Origin of the sequence: Streptomyces sp. NBC_01217 (assembly GCF_035994185.1) — a bacterium.
GTDB lineage: Bacteria > Actinomycetota > Actinomycetes > Streptomycetales > Streptomycetaceae > Streptomyces.
The window spans coordinates 8616851-8632842 of the sequence record NZ_CP108538.1 but is presented as its reverse complement, the minus strand read 5'-3'; the positions used below and the strand labels follow the sequence as shown (position 1 = coordinate 8632842).

Annotated in this window: 15 protein-coding genes; 1 reads left to right on the top strand and 14 read right to left on the bottom strand. The window is 71.3% G+C overall.

Annotated features, from left to right (window positions below):
• Nucleotides 1–5: 5 nt before the first annotated feature.
• The 14 genes from OG507_RS38465 to OG507_RS38400 form a co-directional block, all read right to left on the bottom strand.
• Nucleotides 6–1523 carry a hydrogenase large subunit gene (locus OG507_RS38465; RefSeq protein ID WP_327371733.1) on the bottom strand — a complete coding sequence of 506 codons (1518 nt, stop codon included), beginning with the start codon at nucleotides 1521–1523 and terminating at the stop codon, nucleotides 6–8.
• Nucleotides 1524–1526: 3 nt separating this feature from the next.
• A complete protein-coding gene (locus OG507_RS38460; RefSeq protein WP_327371732.1) occupies nucleotides 1527–3023 on the bottom strand; it encodes a proton-conducting transporter transmembrane domain-containing protein in 1497 nt (498 codons plus the stop codon).
• Nucleotides 3023–3682: a hypothetical protein gene (locus OG507_RS38455; protein WP_327371731.1), complete on the bottom strand. Its 660-nt coding sequence runs from the start codon at nucleotides 3680–3682 to the stop codon at nucleotides 3023–3025. The genes OG507_RS38460 and OG507_RS38455 overlap by 1 nt, the downstream gene beginning before the upstream one ends.
• A 7-nt stretch (nucleotides 3683–3689) precedes the next feature.
• Nucleotides 3690–4643 carry a respiratory chain complex I subunit 1 family protein gene (locus tag OG507_RS38450; protein ID WP_327371730.1) on the bottom strand — a complete coding sequence of 318 codons (954 nt, stop codon included), beginning with the start codon at nucleotides 4641–4643 and terminating at the stop codon, nucleotides 3690–3692.
• Complete coding sequence (locus OG507_RS38445) at nucleotides 4640–6667, bottom strand: proton-conducting transporter transmembrane domain-containing protein (protein ID WP_327371729.1); 2028 nt, start codon at nucleotides 6665–6667, stop codon at nucleotides 4640–4642. Before OG507_RS38445 ends, OG507_RS38450 begins: the two co-directional genes overlap by 4 nt.
• A complete protein-coding gene (locus tag OG507_RS38440) occupies nucleotides 6664–7146 on the bottom strand; it encodes an NADH-quinone oxidoreductase subunit B family protein (RefSeq protein WP_327371728.1) in 483 nt (160 codons plus the stop codon). Before OG507_RS38440 ends, OG507_RS38445 begins: the two co-directional genes overlap by 4 nt.
• Nucleotides 7147–7360: 214 nt before the next feature.
• Entirely contained in the window at nucleotides 7361–7708 is a 348-nt protein-coding gene (locus OG507_RS38435) for an ArsR/SmtB family transcription factor (protein WP_327371727.1), read from the bottom strand.
• A gap of 324 nt (nucleotides 7709–8032) precedes the next feature.
• Nucleotides 8033–8254, bottom strand: a complete 222-nt coding sequence (locus OG507_RS38430; RefSeq protein WP_327371726.1) for an alkylphosphonate utilization protein — start codon at nucleotides 8252–8254, stop codon at nucleotides 8033–8035.
• Between the two features lie 67 nt (nucleotides 8255–8321).
• Nucleotides 8322–8735: an STAS domain-containing protein gene (locus tag OG507_RS38425; protein ID WP_327371725.1), complete on the bottom strand. Its 414-nt coding sequence runs from the start codon at nucleotides 8733–8735 to the stop codon at nucleotides 8322–8324.
• The gene (locus OG507_RS38420; protein WP_442811132.1) at nucleotides 8732–9133 is read right to left on the bottom strand and encodes an ATP-binding protein; all 402 of its coding nucleotides are present in this window, start codon (nucleotides 9131–9133) and stop codon (nucleotides 8732–8734) included. The genes OG507_RS38425 and OG507_RS38420 overlap by 4 nt, the downstream gene beginning before the upstream one ends.
• 50 nt (nucleotides 9134–9183) lie before the next feature.
• Nucleotides 9184–9597 carry a pyridoxamine 5'-phosphate oxidase family protein gene (locus OG507_RS38415; protein WP_327371723.1) on the bottom strand — a complete coding sequence of 138 codons (414 nt, stop codon included), beginning with the start codon at nucleotides 9595–9597 and terminating at the stop codon, nucleotides 9184–9186.
• Nucleotides 9594–11321, bottom strand: a complete 1728-nt coding sequence (locus tag OG507_RS38410; RefSeq protein ID WP_327371722.1) for a SulP family inorganic anion transporter — start codon at nucleotides 11319–11321, stop codon at nucleotides 9594–9596. The genes OG507_RS38415 and OG507_RS38410 overlap by 4 nt, the downstream gene beginning before the upstream one ends.
• The gene (locus OG507_RS38405; RefSeq protein ID WP_327371721.1) at nucleotides 11318–11659 is read right to left on the bottom strand and encodes an ArsR/SmtB family transcription factor; all 342 of its coding nucleotides are present in this window, start codon (nucleotides 11657–11659) and stop codon (nucleotides 11318–11320) included. Before OG507_RS38405 ends, OG507_RS38410 begins: the two co-directional genes overlap by 4 nt.
• A gap of 176 nt (nucleotides 11660–11835) precedes the next feature.
• Nucleotides 11836–12357, bottom strand: coding sequence for a transglycosylase SLT domain-containing protein (locus tag OG507_RS38400; protein WP_327371720.1), 522 nt, complete (start codon nucleotides 12355–12357; stop codon nucleotides 11836–11838).
• Between the two features lie 561 nt (nucleotides 12358–12918).
• On the opposite strand from OG507_RS38400, the gene OG507_RS38395 reads away from it, so the two are divergent.
• On the top strand, nucleotides 12919–15807 hold the full coding sequence (locus OG507_RS38395) for a M4 family metallopeptidase (protein WP_327371719.1): 2889 nt from the start codon (nucleotides 12919–12921) through the stop codon (nucleotides 15805–15807).
• The last annotated feature ends 185 nt before the right edge of the window (nucleotides 15808–15992 follow it).

The window sequence follows — 15992 nt, the reverse complement described above, 5'->3', positions numbered from 1 at the left end:
CGTCCTCACAGGTCGTTTCCCGCGTAGGAGAGATTGAAGCTCTTGTTGGCCAGCGGGAAGTCGGGAACGATCGTGTCGCCCAGGGCCACGGGCAGGGCCGGCCAGTTGAAGAACGACGGATCGACGGGCTTGACGCGACGCAGGATGCCGTCGGGGGCGAGTTCGACGCGCGTGGTGATGGTGCCGCGCCAGCCCTCGACGATGCCGACACCGGATCGTGGGGTGGTGGGGGTGTACGGGGGCAGGGCGGCGGCGGTGCTCGTGGGGACCAGGCCGTCGGTGAGGTGGGCGATGAGGGAGAGGGAGGCGTCGATCTCCTCGGCCCGCAGGAGGAACCGGGCCAGGACGTCGCCGCCGGTGCGGACGGGGACGGTGGGGGCCGGACCGTGATCGTGGAAGGGGTGGCCGACGCGGGCGTCGGCGGGCAGGCCGCTGGCGCGGGCCACGTAACCGAGGCAGCCCAGATCGCGGGCCGCCTGGTTCGTCAGGCGTGCGGTGCCGGTGAAACGGTCACGGACCGTGCTGTGCCCCAGGGCCAGAGCGGTGACCTCGCGGATGTCCTCGCCGATGGCTTTCATCCGCGCCGGGTCCGGTACGGATTGCAGACGGGCGCCGCCGATCGTGACGCCGCCGCGCAGCAGTCGGTGCCCGGTGATCTCGTGGTTGAGGCGCAGCAACTGTTCGCGGATGCGCAGGGCGTGGGCGTTGAGGACGGAGTGACCGACGTCGTTGCACAGGGCGCCGAGGTCGGCGGTGTGGTTGTGGAGGCGTTCGAGCTCCAGCAGCAGGGCTCTGGCTCGGCTTGCGGGGGCCGGTGCGTCGAGTCCGGCGGCTTCCTCGACGGCGAGGCAGTAGGCGAGGGCGTGGCCGACCGCGGTGTCGCCGCTGATGCGTTCGGCGAGCGGGAGACCGCCCTCGGTGGTGCGGCCCTGGAAGAGCTTCTCGATGCCTTTGTGGACGAACCAGAGGCGGGCCTTGAGCTTGATGATGGTTTCGCCGACGACGGAGAAGCGGAAGTGTCCGGGTTCGATCATTCCGGCGTGCACCGGGCCGACGGGGATCTCGTACACGCCCTCGCCCTCGACTTCGAGGAAGGGATAGGGGCCTTCCTGTTCGGTGAAGGGCGGGGGCGGCCCGGCGTCGGGACGCATCGGGTACCAGCCGCGGGGCCAGTGGAAATGGCGGACCAGTCGGCGGGGCATCGGGTGGTCGAGAAGGGTGATGCCGTGCAGGTCGGCCATTTCCCGTTCGAACCGGCCGCCGGGAAACGACAGATGGGCGATGGTGGGCAGCTGCGGGTTGTCCGGATCGAGGCGGATGTGGAGTTCGGTGCGGGTGTCGGGCGGTCCGGAGACGAAGAGGTAGACCACGCGGACGGCTCTGCCGCCCGGTGTGCCGTCGTCGTCGTGGTGGGCGGCGATCAGCGCCAGTCGTCGGCCGTCGTCCAGGAGTTCCTGGACACGGACGGGTACGTCGCAGGCACTGATCACCGTCTCGGTGCGGTGGGGTGGCCGGGCAGGCATGGGTCAGTGCCCTCCGATGATCGCGGCGGCGTCGGACAGGAGGCGGGTCAGCGGTCCGGTGGTGATGCCCAGGGCCGCGCACGCGAGCAGTCCGGTGACCAGCGGAAGGGCTGCCGTGGTGCCGAGCCGTTTCGGGACGGCGGGGGTACCGGGCGCGTCGGGGGCGGGCCCGAGGAGCATGCGGGCGGTACGGGAGGACAGGGCGGCGAACGCGACGAGGACCAGGCCCAGTGCGAGGGCGGTGGGCCAGCCCATTCCGGCGGCGAACCCGGCGCGGGCGATGCCCAGTTCGGAGGCGAAGAGACTGAACGGGGGCAGGGCGAGCAGGGCCAGCGTCGCCAGGCCGAACACTGCGCCGAGGCCGGGGGCGCGGGCGAGCAGGCCGCGGACCCGGCCGATGCGGGTGGTTCGCCGCAGATGCAGGATGTGGCCGGACGAGGTGAACGCGACGGTCTTGGCCAGGCCGTGCCCGGCAATGTGCAGCAGGACGGCCGCGATGGCCAGGGGGCTGCCGATGGCACCGCCGAGGGCGATCAGTGCCATGTGTTCCATGCTGGAGTAGGCCAGCATGCGTTTGTAGTCGCGCTGTCCGAGGAGCACGGCGGCGGCCAGTGCCAGGGTCAGCAGCGCCGCTCCGGTGAGCAGGGCGCGGGTGAAGCCGTGGCCAATGGCCGCGTCGGCGATCACCTTGTAGCGCAGGACCGCGGTGAAGGAGACCGCGAGCAGCACCCCGGACATCAGGGCGGAGACGGGGGCGGGGGCCTGGCTGTGGGCGTCGGGGAGCCAGGCGTGCAGGGGGACGAGTCCGGCCTTGGCGCCGAAGCCGAGGACGACCAGGGCCATGCCGAGCCGGGTGACGTCCGGGTCGAGGCGGTCCGCCCGCGCCACCAGGGTGGGCCAGTCCAGGGCCCATGCCTCCGAGACGCCCGCCTGCCGGGCGGCGTAGTAGATCAGCACGGTGCCCAGGAACGCCAGAGCGATGCCGGCCGAGCAGATGACGACGTACTTCCAGGCCGCCTCGACCGAGGCGCGGGTGCGGCGGTGTCCCACCAGGAACGCGGTGACGATCGTGGTGGCCTCGATGGCGACCCACAGCACACCGAGGTTGGCGGCCAGGACAGCCGCGCACATCGCGGCGAGGAAGCCGTGCACCAGTGCGTTGTACTGCCGGGCCGCGCCCCGGCCGCCGTGCCCCGCGGCCCGCTCGTGCGCCAGATACGCGGGGCCCGCGGCGCACGCGAGGGCGGCCACCGCGCCGACGACCAGCAGCATCCATGCCGTCAGCGCGTCGGCGCGCAGCAGCGAGCCGTCGATGGTGACCGGTCCGCCGTCGGGAACGGTGGCGGCCAGCACGCTGCCGCAGGCCAGGATCGCGGCCGGGGACAGGAGTCCGGCCCATGCGGTGAGGCCCCGTCGGCGGGCGCCCGCGTAGAGGCATGCGACGGCCAGCGGCACGACGATCGGGGCCGTCAGAACGGCGGTGGTGGTGGCGGGGGTCATCAGTCGCGCAGCTCCCGCAGGTCGTCGATGTCGGTACGGCCGAAGGCCGCCCGCATCCGGGTGGTGAGGATGTGCAGGACCAGCACCGCGAGCAGGACGTCGAAGGAGACGCCGAGTTCGACGATCAGCGGCACCCCGGACGCGGCGAGGAAGGCCACCGCGGTGATGCCGTTGTCCAGCAGCAGGAACCCGACGACCTGGGACAGGGCGCGGCGCCGGGTGACCAGGATGAAGAAGCCGATGAGGACCACGGCCAGTCCCACCGGCAGGGCCCGGGTCGCCGGGGACGGGTCGAGTTCGACCAGCGGGCGGGAGACCGCGTAGGCGAGCAGGGTCAGGGCCGCCGCCGTCAGCAGCGAGGCCGCCACGTTGACCAGGGGCTGGGTCTCGCGGGTCTCGCCGCTGGCTGCGAGTGCCCGCCGCATGAGGAAGGGCAGTACCCCGGCGCGCAGCACACCGATACCGGCCGCGACGGCGAGCAGGTCCCATCGGTGTTCGTGCAGGCCGAGCAGGGTGGCGATGGCCATGAGGGCCAGGCCCTGAAAGGCGAAGACGCGCACGATGGAGGCGAGGTCACGCCGCCAGAGCACCACCACGGCCGCCAGGAGGAACGCTCCACAGGCCAGGTCGAGCAGTTGGGTGTACGTGCTGTCGCTCATGGTCTCCTCACTCGCCGCTCAGGAAGAACGAGGCGGTCACCGCGAGCAGTGCGAGCAGGAAGGACCCGGCCAGCAGTTCGGGCACCCGGAAGAGCCGCAGCTTGGCCCAGAACACCTCGGCGGCGGCGAGGACGGCTCCCAGCACGGCGACCTTCACGGCGAACAGCACCAGGGCCAGGGCAACGGCTGCCAGGGAGGCGGTGGTGGCGATGCCCCACGGCGCGAACAGCGAGGCGAGCAGCCCCAGCAGCACGGTCAGCCGCATCTGGGCGCCGAGTTCGACGAGCGCGAGGTCGGGTCCGGCGTACTCCAGCACCATCGCCTCGTGAATCATCGTCAGTTCGAGGTGGGTGGAGGGGTTGTCCACCGGTAGCCGTCCGGCCTCGGCGAGCACGGCAACGGCGAGTGCCGCGGTGGCCAGCAGTCCGGCCGGGGACGCGAGGCGTCCCGGTTCGTGGATGGCGCCTGAGACGATGGTGGGCAGGTTGGTGGACCCGGCCGGTATCGACAGGGCGAAGACCGAGAGCAGGATCGTCGGCTCGACGAGGGCGGCGACCGTCATCTCGCGCGATGCCCCCATCCCGCCGAAGGCGGTGCCGGTGTCCAGTCCTGCCAGGGCCAGCGACACGGTGCCCAGCGCGAGGAGTGCCACGACGACGATCAGGTCGGCGCGTTCGCTGAACGGGGTGGCGGTGGAGGCCAGCGGCACCAGGGCGGCGACCACGGCGGTCGTCGCGACGAGCAGCAGCGGTGCGATACGGAAGGCAGGCCCGGTGCCGGTCGGGGTGATGGGCTCCTTGCGCAGGAGCTTGCGCAGGTCCCGCCAGGGCTGTCCCACCCCGCCGCCGGCCCTCCCCTCCATCCTGGCCCGCACCTGGCGCATCAGCCCCGCCAGCAGCGGAGCCCCCGCCACCACCAGGACGACCTGGGCGGTCACGGCCGCCGCACCGGTGCCGGTCACTGCATCACCGCCAGCGCCACCAGTACGGCGACCAGGGCGAAGAATCCGTAGCCGAGATACAGGTGCACGCTGCCGCCCGCGAGACGACGGGCCGCCGTGCCGACACCCGACAGGGCCGCCAGCACGGGCCGGTAGAGCCGGTGCTCGATCCGGTCGGGTACCTGTCGCTGGAAGCGCACCCGCTCCACGAGGTAGGCGGACTCACGCACCGGGGTCACGTTCACATCCTGTTCGGGGGCCAGTACGTCGTCGAAGACCCGCTGCAGGGGTTCGGCGAACGAGGTCGCGGTGTAGGCCATGCGGGGCGTCGGTGCGCCACCGCCGCAGTCCCACAGCCTGGCTCCGGCACGACGACGCCCGCGGTGGGCGATCAGGCGTGTCAGCCCCGCTGCCCCCGCCAGGGCGAGAGCCAGGGCGAGAGCGATCCACAGGGGCCACAGCGATGCGGATGCCTGGGAGAGCCGAACCTGTAGTCCCCCGCCCGACAGCGGTGCCCGGCCCGCGAGTCCGGCGGCGGCGGTCGCACGTGACAGGCCGGGCGCCAGCGCTCCCGGCGCCAGGGCGAGGGCCGCGCATGCCGCGGCCAGCAGACCCATCGCTGCCAGCATGCTCGGCGGGCTCTCCTTCGCCCCGGCCGCCCGGGGGCTGCGTGGCCGGGCGAAGAAGCCGACCCCGAGCGCCTTGACGAAGACGGCGGCGGCCAGTCCCGCGGACAGGGCGATCGTCGCGACGGCCAGGGGCAGCAGGATCGCGGTGGACACCCCCGGCACGCTCAGCCCGTGGATCAGCGACTGAAGGAGCAGCCATTCGCTGACGAATCCGTTGCCGGGCGGCAGTGCCACGGCCCCGAGTGCCGCCACCGCGAACAGCCCGGCGGTCACCGGCATCCGGGCCCGCAGTCCCCCGAGCCTGTCCAGGTCCCGCAGTCCGGTGGCATGCAGCACCGATCCGGCCACGCAGAACAACAGCGCCTTGAACGCGGCGTGGTTGACCACGTGCAGCAGGGCGGCGGCCAGTGCGAGCCCCGCCAGGGGCCGGTTCCCGGCCGCGTTGAACATGCCCGCCGCCCCCACCCCGATCAGGACCAGCCCCAGGTTCTCGGATGTCGAGTACGCCAGCAGCCGCTTGAGATCCGATGCCATCGCCGCCTGCAGGATTCCGTAGACCGCCGAGACGGCTCCGGTGGCCAGGACCAGCCACCACCACCAGCGGGGGCCGCCGCCCAGCAGGTCGAACCCGACGCGCACGATCCCGTACACGCCCAGGTTCACCATCGCCGCGCTCATGAGGGCCGAGACATGGCTGGGCGCCTCCGGGTGTGCGCGGGGCAGCCAGGCGTGCAGCGGAACCATGCCCGCCTTCGAGGCGAACGCGAGCCCGGCCAGGACGAAGACGGTGTCCCGGGCGCCCGCCGACATCCCGTCCGCGCCCGCGCGCAGGGCGGCGAAGGTCTCGCCCCCGGCTCCGGCGGCGAACCACATCAGCCCCACGAGCAGCAGGACCAGGCCCATGTGGGTCATCACGGCGTACCAGACCCCGGCCGTCCGTACCGAGGGCCGCTCCCGATGCTCGGCCACCACCAGCACCAGCGACGTCAGCGCCATCAGTTCCCACAGCACCAGGAACGTGGACAGCGAGCCCGCCGCCGGTACCAGAACGAGAGTCAGGGCGAAGGCGGGCAGTACCGCCTGCACTCCGCGCGAGGACAGTCCGTGCCCGGCGGCGTAGCCGATCCCGTAGACGGCGACCGCCAGCACCACCGCACCCGCCACCGCCATGAACAGTCCTGACAGGGCGTCAACCGCGAGATGCACACCGGCCAGCGGCAGCAGATCGGGCAGCTGTGCCGACCACCGCTCCCCCCGCAGCGCCGCCGCTCCGGCCACCAGGCCGGCCGCTCCGAGCCCGGCCGTACACACGCCCACCGCGGTGGACCGGGCCCGCTCCGGCAGCCACGTCCCGGCAGCCAGCGCGATGCCCGCACCGCCCGAGGCGACGGCCAGCGCGGGCCCGACCACGCTCACCTGCCGGTCACGGTGCGCAGCGCTGCCACGATCCTCTCCGGCCCCGGTGGGCAGCCGGGCACCGACACATCCACGGACACGACCTCGTGGACGGCGCCCTCGACTCCGTAACCCCCGGCGAATTCCCCGCAGTTCATCGCGCAGTCGCCGACCGCCATCACGAGCCCGGGCTCGGGCATCGCCGCGACGGTGCGCCGCAGCGGCTCGGCCATGTTCCGTGTGACCGGCCCGGTGACCAGGGCGAGGTCCGCGTGCCGGGGCGAGGCGACCAGGCGTGCCCCGTACCGCTCGGCGTCGTACACCGGGCCGAACGCCGCTCCGATCTCGATCTCGCACCCGTTGCACGACCCCGCGTCCACATGCCGCACCTGCACCGATCCGCGCAACCCCCGTGCCGCCGGGGGTGGTTCCTCGGCCGGGCGGGGAGGGGCGGGCTCCGCCACCCGTCCCGTACCGCGGATCTTGCGCAAGAGGCTCATTCTCATGCCCTTTCTGCGGTGCCGCCGTCCGGCGAGATGGCGCGGCAGGCTGCTGAGACGGGTGCGCCGACCGTCCGTTCGGCCCGCGCCGAGCGCCCGCCATACAACAAACTCAGTAATTGCGAATATTAGCAACTACGAGATACCGGAGGAGGGAAATGCGCGCACCGCGCCACCACGAACGCCTGTTGGAAAAACGCCTGTTGGAAACAGGTCAGCGCCGACGGGTACGGGGCGTGGCGGCCCTGAGATCTTCGAGGAGCTCGGCCCGGCCCGCCAGGACGCCGCTGAGAATGCTGCGGGCCACGGTCAGCAGGTCGGCGACCTCGGGCGTGGTGAGGCGGTAGAAGACGGTCGAGCCCTCCTTGCGGGTGGCGACCAGATTGGCGCGGCGCAGGACGGCCAGCTGCTGGGAGAGGTGCGCGGCCTCGACGCCCACCTCGGGCAGGAGTTCGGCGACGGCGTGCTCCCGCCGGCTGAGCAGTTCGAGCACGCGGATGCGGACCGGGTGGCCGAGGGTTTTGAAGAAGTCGGCCTTGAGCTGGTACAGAGGTGTGCTCATGGCCGCCGCCTCCACGGGTCCGGGTCCGGGCGCCGGTACGCGGCATCCGGCGGTTACGGGGCGTCCGGCAGGGGCGCCGCCCCGGTCAGGCGCGGCTTCCGCCTGCAGCGGACAAGAGTTGATCGGTTTTCGACTCTATCAATTCGCTTTGCCCTCCCCCGCCCGCTCCTCCCGACGGAGCGCGCGAGGCCGCGGATGCGCCGCGCCCGGGGTCGTGCGGACGCGGCCGAGCAGGCGTATGCCCGACCGGCCGCCGCACACACCGTGGTGTCATGTGGACGGCGGCGCCGAGGCCGGCCTGCCTGTCTCAGCCTGCGGTGGTGGTCACGCCTTCTTCAGGAACTGGGTCTTCAGCACCAGGCCCTTGACCTTCTTGGTGTTGCACTCGACCTCGTCGGCCTTGCTGGTGAGGCGAATCCCCTTGACCAAGGTGCCGCGCTTGAGGGTCTCGGAGGTTCCCTTCACCTTCAGGTCCTTGATCAGGGTGACGGAATCGCCGTCCTCCAGCGGGGTCCCGTTGCTGTCCTTCACGATCACGTCGCTCATGAGGTTCCTTGCCTTTTTCTTTTCGGGTGCATTTCTTGGAGGGACCGGCAATTGGGGGCGGTCCCTCTTACATCTGGCCCTCTGTCGGCGCGGTTCGCACGCCGGGCCAGTCGGCGGTGCGCCACTCACGTTCTTCCTCCGCCACCTCCTGATGCGCCGCGAGGGCGGCGGCCAGGTCGCAGTGGACGGGGACGGGAGGATGGGCGGCGTCGGGGACGAGGGAGCCGTCGGCGGGAATCGAGGCGAGTTCCAGCTGCCGCCCCGCATCGGCGAGCCGACGGGCGGCCTGGGACACGGCGAGCTGTCCGCCCACGGACCAGCCGCGCAACTCGGCCAGGTCGAGCACGACCGGTCCGGTGCCCCGGGCCAGGACCCAGCCGACCGCGCCGTGGAACCGGGGCACGGCTTCCGCGCCGAGGTATCCGGAGAGAGAAAAGATACCGAGGTGCTGGTGGGCGGAGTAACGCCATTCGATCGTCATCGGCTGTGCTCATTCCTGCCGGGGGCCTGCAGAGGAAGGGTGATCCAGATGCTCTTGCCCCCGCTGTCCGCGTCGCGCCGCACCACTGCGGTCCCCCGCAGGCCGAGGGTGAGCTCGACGACCGTCGCGAGCCCGCTGTCGGCCGCACCGGTCCCGGATTCGTACAGGGCGGGCTGGTAGGGGTGGCGGTCGTGGACCGCGAACGCGAACACCTCGGGCCCGGCCGCGTAGATCACCGTGACGTTCGGCGAGAGCACGGCCGCGTGCCGGACGCTGTTCGTGACCAGTTCGCTCACGATCAGCAGTGCCGGATCCACGACCGGGTGGCGAGGGCTGACGCCCCATTCGCTCAGCACCTGCTCAGTGGTCTCGCGCGCTATCCGCACCGCGGACCCCATGGCGGGGACGGTCAGCACATGCCGGTAAGGGAGGGTGTCGAGCTGCGTTGTCACTGGGTCTCCGCATGGGCGAGGCGGAAGCCGGCCACGGTCTGGGGGCGGATGCGCAGAAGGGTGTCGTGCGGCCCGTGGGTCCACCCATGGAGCGTGCGGCGGTAGTGCGCGGCCTCGTCCGGGTCGGTGATGACCTCGGCCGGCCCGCTGGCGCTCACCGTCCAGCCGGTGCCGGTCACCGAGCGGATCTCGTCCGCGTGATAGGTGAGTGCGGCCCGTCCGAGCAGCGCCGAGGCCTGCGCGGGCACCCGCACGATCAGCCTGCCGTACTCCAGGACATGGGTGGCCGGGCGTACGACGGCGGTGTCGCGCTGGAGGTACACCAGGCGCCCCTGCGTGGCTCCTTCGAGCAGCCACAGTGCCTCGGGGCCGGGGACCTCGACCATGCGCCGTGCGTCGGGGGCGGTCATCGGGCGGCCTCCTCGACGGCGGTCTTCCGGTGCGGGACGACGGGCAGCACTCCGGCGCAATGCAGGTGGGCACGCGCGCCCGCGATGGCCTCGGGCGTGGTGGCGTACTCGCGTCCCTCAAGCCGCAGCAGATCCAGTGCGCCGACGGAGTCCAGGACCTGGCGCTGACCCGGCCGTATCCCCGACGTCATGACGGCGATGCCTCGTCGGTTCAGCTTCTGCACGGCGTCCTTGAGGACCAGTGCGCCCGTCGCGTCCATGGTCGAGACACGGGACATCCGCAGGATCACGACCCGCACGTCGGAGACCTCGCTCAGCTCCAGCAGAAAGCGGTGCGCGCCGGCGAAGAACAGCGGTCCGTCGATCCGGTACGCGACGATGTGCTCGGCCAGCAGCGCGTGTTCCTCGTCGCTGTGCTCACCGGGCAGGTCCGGACGGAACGACACCTGGTCCAGCCTGGCCTGCTTCGCCACCGCCCGCAGTGCCAGAGCGCCCGCCACCGCCAGGCCGATGATCACCGCGTAGACGAGGTCGAGGGCGAGGGTGGCGATCGCGGTCATCACCAGTACGACGGCGTCGGAGCGGGTGGCCTTGACCATCGCGCGCAGCGCGCCGACCTCGACCATGCGGATCGCGGTGGCCAGCAGGACTCCCGCCAGAGCGGCGAGGGGAATCCTCGCCACGATCGGGGCGGCAGCGAACACGATCACCGCCAGGACCGCGGCGTGCACCAGTGCGGCGAGCCTGGAACCCGCGCCGGTACGCACGTTGACCGCGGTACGTGCGATCGCGGCGGTGGCCGGGACGCCGCCGAACAGCGGGGCGGCCAGATTCGCGATGCCCTGCCCGAAGAGTTCCTTGTCCGGGTCGTGCTTCTGGCCGACCGTCATGCCGTCGGCGACGGTGGCCGACAGCAGCGACTCCAGTGCCGCGAGCGCGGCCACGGCCACCGCGGGGGCGAGCAGGCTTCCCAGCGACGAGAGATCGACGAAGGCCAGCGAAGGGGCGGGCAGCCCGGACGGCAGGTCCCCGATCGGGGCCGCCGCGTCCAGGTGGAACAGCTGGGCGATGAGCGTCGCGGCGATCACCGCGACGATCGAGAACGGGATGCCGGGCCGCAGACGCGCGCCCAGCAGCATCACGGCGGCAACGCCGACCGCGAGCGCGAGGGCGGTCCAGTTCGGTGCCCGGACGAACGCCTCGACGGCCCGCCAGGAGACCACGAGGATCTTCTCGCCCTCCGGCTTGGCCACCCCGAGGGCGTTGGGGATCTGCTGAAGGCCGATCACGCAGGCGATACCGAGCGTGAAGCCCTCCACCACCGGTGCGGGGACGTACTGCATGTACCGGCCGGCCCGCAGCAGCGCGAGGAGGATCAGCAGAAGGCCGGCCATCAGACCGACCGTGAGTACGCCCCCGGGCCCGTACTGGGCGACGATCGGCACCAGCACCACCGTCATCGCGCCGGTGGGGCCGGAGACCTGGAGATTCGAACCACCGAACAGTGCGGCCAGCGCGCCCGCGACCACGGCGGTCGCCAGCCCGGCCTCGGCGCCGAGCCCGGAGGACACTCCGAATCCCAGCGCGAGCGGCAGTGCGACGATCGCCACCGTGAGCCCGGCGAGCAGATCGCGGCGCGGGTTGCGCGCCATGACCGCGAAGTCGGCGCGGGCAGGCAGGAGGGAACGGACCCGGCTCCGGGCCAGGGCGGGGAGCGTGCTCATTTCGAGGAGACCTCGGCTTCCCGCAGCTCCGCCAGGAGCTCGTTCTGGCCGGTCAGCATCTGGGTCAGGATCCGCCGCGCGGCCTTCATCAGATCGGCCACGTCTCCGCCCGCGAGCTCGTACACGACGGTCGAGCCCTCGCGGGTCGCGGTCACGATCCCTGAACGGCGCAGCACCGCCAGCTGCTGGGAGAGCGCCGACGGTTCCACCTCGATCGCGGCGAGCAGGTCCCGTACGGGCATCGGTCCGTTCTGCAGCAACTCCAGCACCCGGATCCGCACCGGGTGCCCCAGCATCCTGAAGAAATCGGCCTTGGCCTGGTACAGCGGAACCAACACGACGTGGGTCTCTCTCTCATCGCCCGGCGAGCACGGGCACGACTAGAGCTGTGCCCGCGGCTACCAGGCAGACACAGCAGCCACATCATGTAACTAATTGCAGACTTTTGCAATTCACAGATTGCGCGATGCGCACTATGTGCGCTGCGCCCGCCGAGGGGTCAGGCGCTTCGGCATCAGTAGGCGGAGTTGACGTTGTCGATGGAGCCGTAGCGGTGGGCGGCGTAGTTGGCGGCCGCGGTGATGTTGGAGACGGGGTTGGTCAGGTCGTGTGCGGTTCCGGCGACGTGGTAGGCGTTGAACGTCGGCTGGATGACCTGGAGGAGGCCCTTGGAGGGGGTGCCCTTCTGGGCGTTGATGTCCCAGTTGTTCTGGGCGTTGGGGTTGCCGCTCGACTCGCGCATGATGTTGCGGTGCAGGCCCTCGTAGGTGCCGGGGATGCCCTTGGCCTTCATGATGGCCAGGGATTCCTTGATCCAGCCGTCGAGGTTGTTGGCGTAGCCCTTGCCGCCCTGGCTGCCGTCCGTCGAGATCTTGGCCACGGAGGCGACACCGGCCGGGGCCGCTTCGGCAGCCTGCGCGGAGGTCGAGACCATGGTGAGCGCCGCGGCGGCGGCACCGGCGGTGGCTATGCCGGCGACGGTCACCTTGCGGAGGCGGGCGATGCGGCTGGTGCGGGTCTGCGTCTGCGTGGTCATACGGAAGCAACTCTCCTGTCCGGGGGGCGTCGCGGTGTCCCGCAACGACAGCCATCGTTAGCGGCGGACCCACCCCGTGACAAGAATGTGACGTACTACCCAACATCGGAGCAATGTCCGAAATGAACCGATCACGACCGGTTACGTGAGGTTCGGGCAGCCCCGGCACTCCTACCCGCCCTAGTATGTGATCCAGCTCCTATGGGTGGCATCACACCCACAGGGCCGCCACCGCTTGATCCGGCCGGGCGGATTCCAGGGCTTGCAGACGCTCGGCCGGATCGATTTCGGCCCAGGTCGTCGCCTCCCCCGCGCCCCGCGAGTGATCACCACCCGATACCTCAGCGGATGAACCCGAGCGCCGAGGGCGTGGGCCGTGCCGAGGGCTGTGCCTGCTGCTTCGCAACTGTGCAACTGCGCTTACTGGCCCCGAAGATCCCCTTGTTATTCATCTGCGGGACGACAAAGGTGCAGTCCGAGCCGCGGGCGCGATGGTGCGCCGATCACCTGATGTCCCACTACCGGGCCCGGGCTGTACCGGGCCGTCGGAGGCACTTCTACATGTCATCACGCATACGGCGCCGGCCTGCTCGCAGACCCGGCCGCGCCGGTCTGTCGGCCCTGCTCGCTGTCACAGCGGCCCTGAGCGTCACCGGCCTGGCCTCCCCCGCACAGGCGACCGGGCCGGCCGTACCGAGTGGGGACACCGCGCCGGGTACGGAAACACCCGCCCTGGTGGACGGACTCGCCGACGCGGTGGACGCGTCCCTCCCGGCCGCGACAGCGGCCCGGACGCATCTGGCCGGGCACAAGGACCGCTACCGGATTCCCTCGCCCGACCGGGACTTGAGCACCGATGTCGTCACCACGGACCCCGACGGCTCCGAAACGGTGCGCCTGGACCAGAAGTACCGCGGAGTCCCGGTCCTGGGTGCCCAGTACGTGGTCCGGATGACGCACAGGAACGGCAAGCGGACCGTCACCGGCACCTCCGGCTCCTACTTCACCGCCCTCGACGTCGACACCGACAAGGCGACCCTGCCGGTCGGCACCGCCGTGGACGGCGCGGTGCGGCAGGTACGGGCCGGGCTGGCCAAGGGCGGATACCGCCCCGCCCACGCGAAGAACGGTGCGGACACCCTGTCCGGCACCGACCGCGGGCTGACCGTCCTGCCCACCGGCAAGGGCGTCCTGACCCGACACGTCACCGTACGCGGCACCGACCCGGCCACCGGCGCGCCGGTGGTGCAGGAGGTCTACGTCGATGCCGCCACCGGCGTCACGCTCTTCGAGTCCGGCGGGCTGGCGACCTTCACGGCGCCACGGCAGGCCGCAGGCCACCAGGACGGCAAGCCCGGCGAGCCGGGAAAGCCGGGTGAGCCCGCCAGGCCCGGGAACGGGTCGGCCGGTGTCACCGGCCAGGGCACCCTGCTGAGCGGTTCCACCGTGCCGCTGTACCTGACCAAGGACGGTGCCACCGGCCAGTACCTGCTGCGCGACACCGCGCACATGGCCGACAGCAAGCAGCGGGGCGTCATCCAGACCTGGGACGCCTCCAGCCTCTGGTACCAGGATGTCTCCGGCGTATGGCCGGAGGGCGTCGTGCCGTTCGCCTCGCCCACCCCGACGATCGGCCCTGAGCTGACCGCGTCCGGTGCGGTCGACGCGCACTGGGCGGCCGGGAAGGTGTACGAGTACTACCACGACACCTTCAAGCGCGACAGCCTCGACGGCAAGGGCATGGCGATCAACTCCCTGGTCGGCGTGACCGACTACGGCTCCCCGTTCGTCAACGCCTTCTGGGACCACACCAAGATGGTGTACGGCACCGGCGACGACGAGTACCGTTCGCTGGCCTCGGACCTCGACGTGGTGGGCCACGAGATGACCCACGGCGTGGTCGAGCACACCGCGAACCTCGTCTACGCCGGCCAGTCCGGTGCCATGAACGAGGCGATAGCCGACTACTTCGGCAACGTCATCGACGTCACCGCCAACCACACCCCGATGAGCGATCCCGACGCGGGCCTGATCGGCGGCGACCTGTGCCGGAACCGGACGCCCCGGGAGTGCGCGTTCCGCGATCTGAACGACGGCGCCACCACGAAGAAGTTCCTCGGCCTGCCCCTCGGCTCGGCCTATGACAACGGTGGCGTGCACGTCAACTCCACCATCTTCAGCGGCGCGCTGTGGGACATCCGCGAGAGCCTCGGCGGCCCGCTGGCCGACCGTATCGCCTACCGGGCGCTGACCTCGTACATCGCCCCGCTCGACGGCTTCGACGAGGGCCGGGACGCTGTCATCGCCGCGGCCAGGTCGCTCGGGGTGAAGGGTGGTCGGCTGACTGCGGTGAAGAAGGCCTTCGAAGCCCACGGCGTCGTCCCGGGCTGGGAGAAGAGCCTGGGCCTGGACAGCGACGTCCTGGTCGGCAGGCTCGGCACCCTGATGTCGTACGTCGGCACAGGCAACAACCCCAGCGCGGGCAACGGGTGGTGGGCGGTCCCCAAGTCCAGCGCCGACGGCACCGCTCCGTACGCCGTGTGGGCCGGCCGCACCGACGGCAGGCGCAAGGCCCGGCAGATCTCCCCGAACGACGGCCGGTCCCACCTCAGCCCGGTCACCGACGGCAAGCGCGTGGTCTGGGTGGCCGTCGGAGATGTCTCCCCCGACGACCCCTACGCCCACACCTACGACATCATGTCCGCACCGGTCGGCGCAGGCGCGCCGAAGACGCTGTTCAGCACCACCGCCGAGATCAGCGGCCTCAGCGTCGACGGTGACACGGTGGCGTGGTCCAGGCGCGACGAGGAGACCGGGCTGCAGCGGGTCTCCTACCTGACGAGCGGCAGCACCACCCCGCAGGTGGTCCCGCTCGGCCGGGACTACAACCAGGCGGTCAAGCCGGCCGTGAAGGACGGACGCATCGCGTACATCCACGACGGAATGTTCGACGGCGCCTACGGTGTCGCCGTAGAGGTCTACGACATCGCGACCGGCACGACCACGCCGCTGGGAGCACCCTCGTCGCCGGAGTGGATCAGCGCCCCGGTCGTCACCGCGTCCGGGGTGTACTGGCTCATCGACACCGACTACACCGACGACGACTTCACGACCCTGCGCCGGGCGGACGTCGACGGTTCCGGTGTCACCGACCTCATCGCGGAAAAGGGCTCGAACCCGGTGCGCGCCTTCGGTCTCACCGCCTCGGACACCGCGGTCACCCTGACCGTCTACGCCTCCTACTCCCAGGTGTTCGACGACTACAACGACTCCCTCGCGAAGCTCAAGCAGTTCACCCCGAAGGGCGCCCCGCTCGGCCGCGTCTCCTGCAGCCACGGCCAGCAGTCCAATGCGGCGGCCGACACCGGCAGCCGTGTGCTCTGGATGGACACCACCACCACGGACACCGACCTGGTGACCCGGGACCACCCGGCAGGCAAGTGCGCCTGAGCACCTCCTGCGCGAGCGACGGAGGCGGGCCCGCCACCCCTCGGGGTGGCAGGCCCGCCTCCGTCCGCATCAGTGGGTCAGCCAGGCAACTGGTCCGGGTGGGCGACGAGGGCGAGCCGAGGTCGTCCGAAACGTAGGGACATACAACGCCCTTCGAGGACCGTGCCGAGGTGGCCGGCTACGTC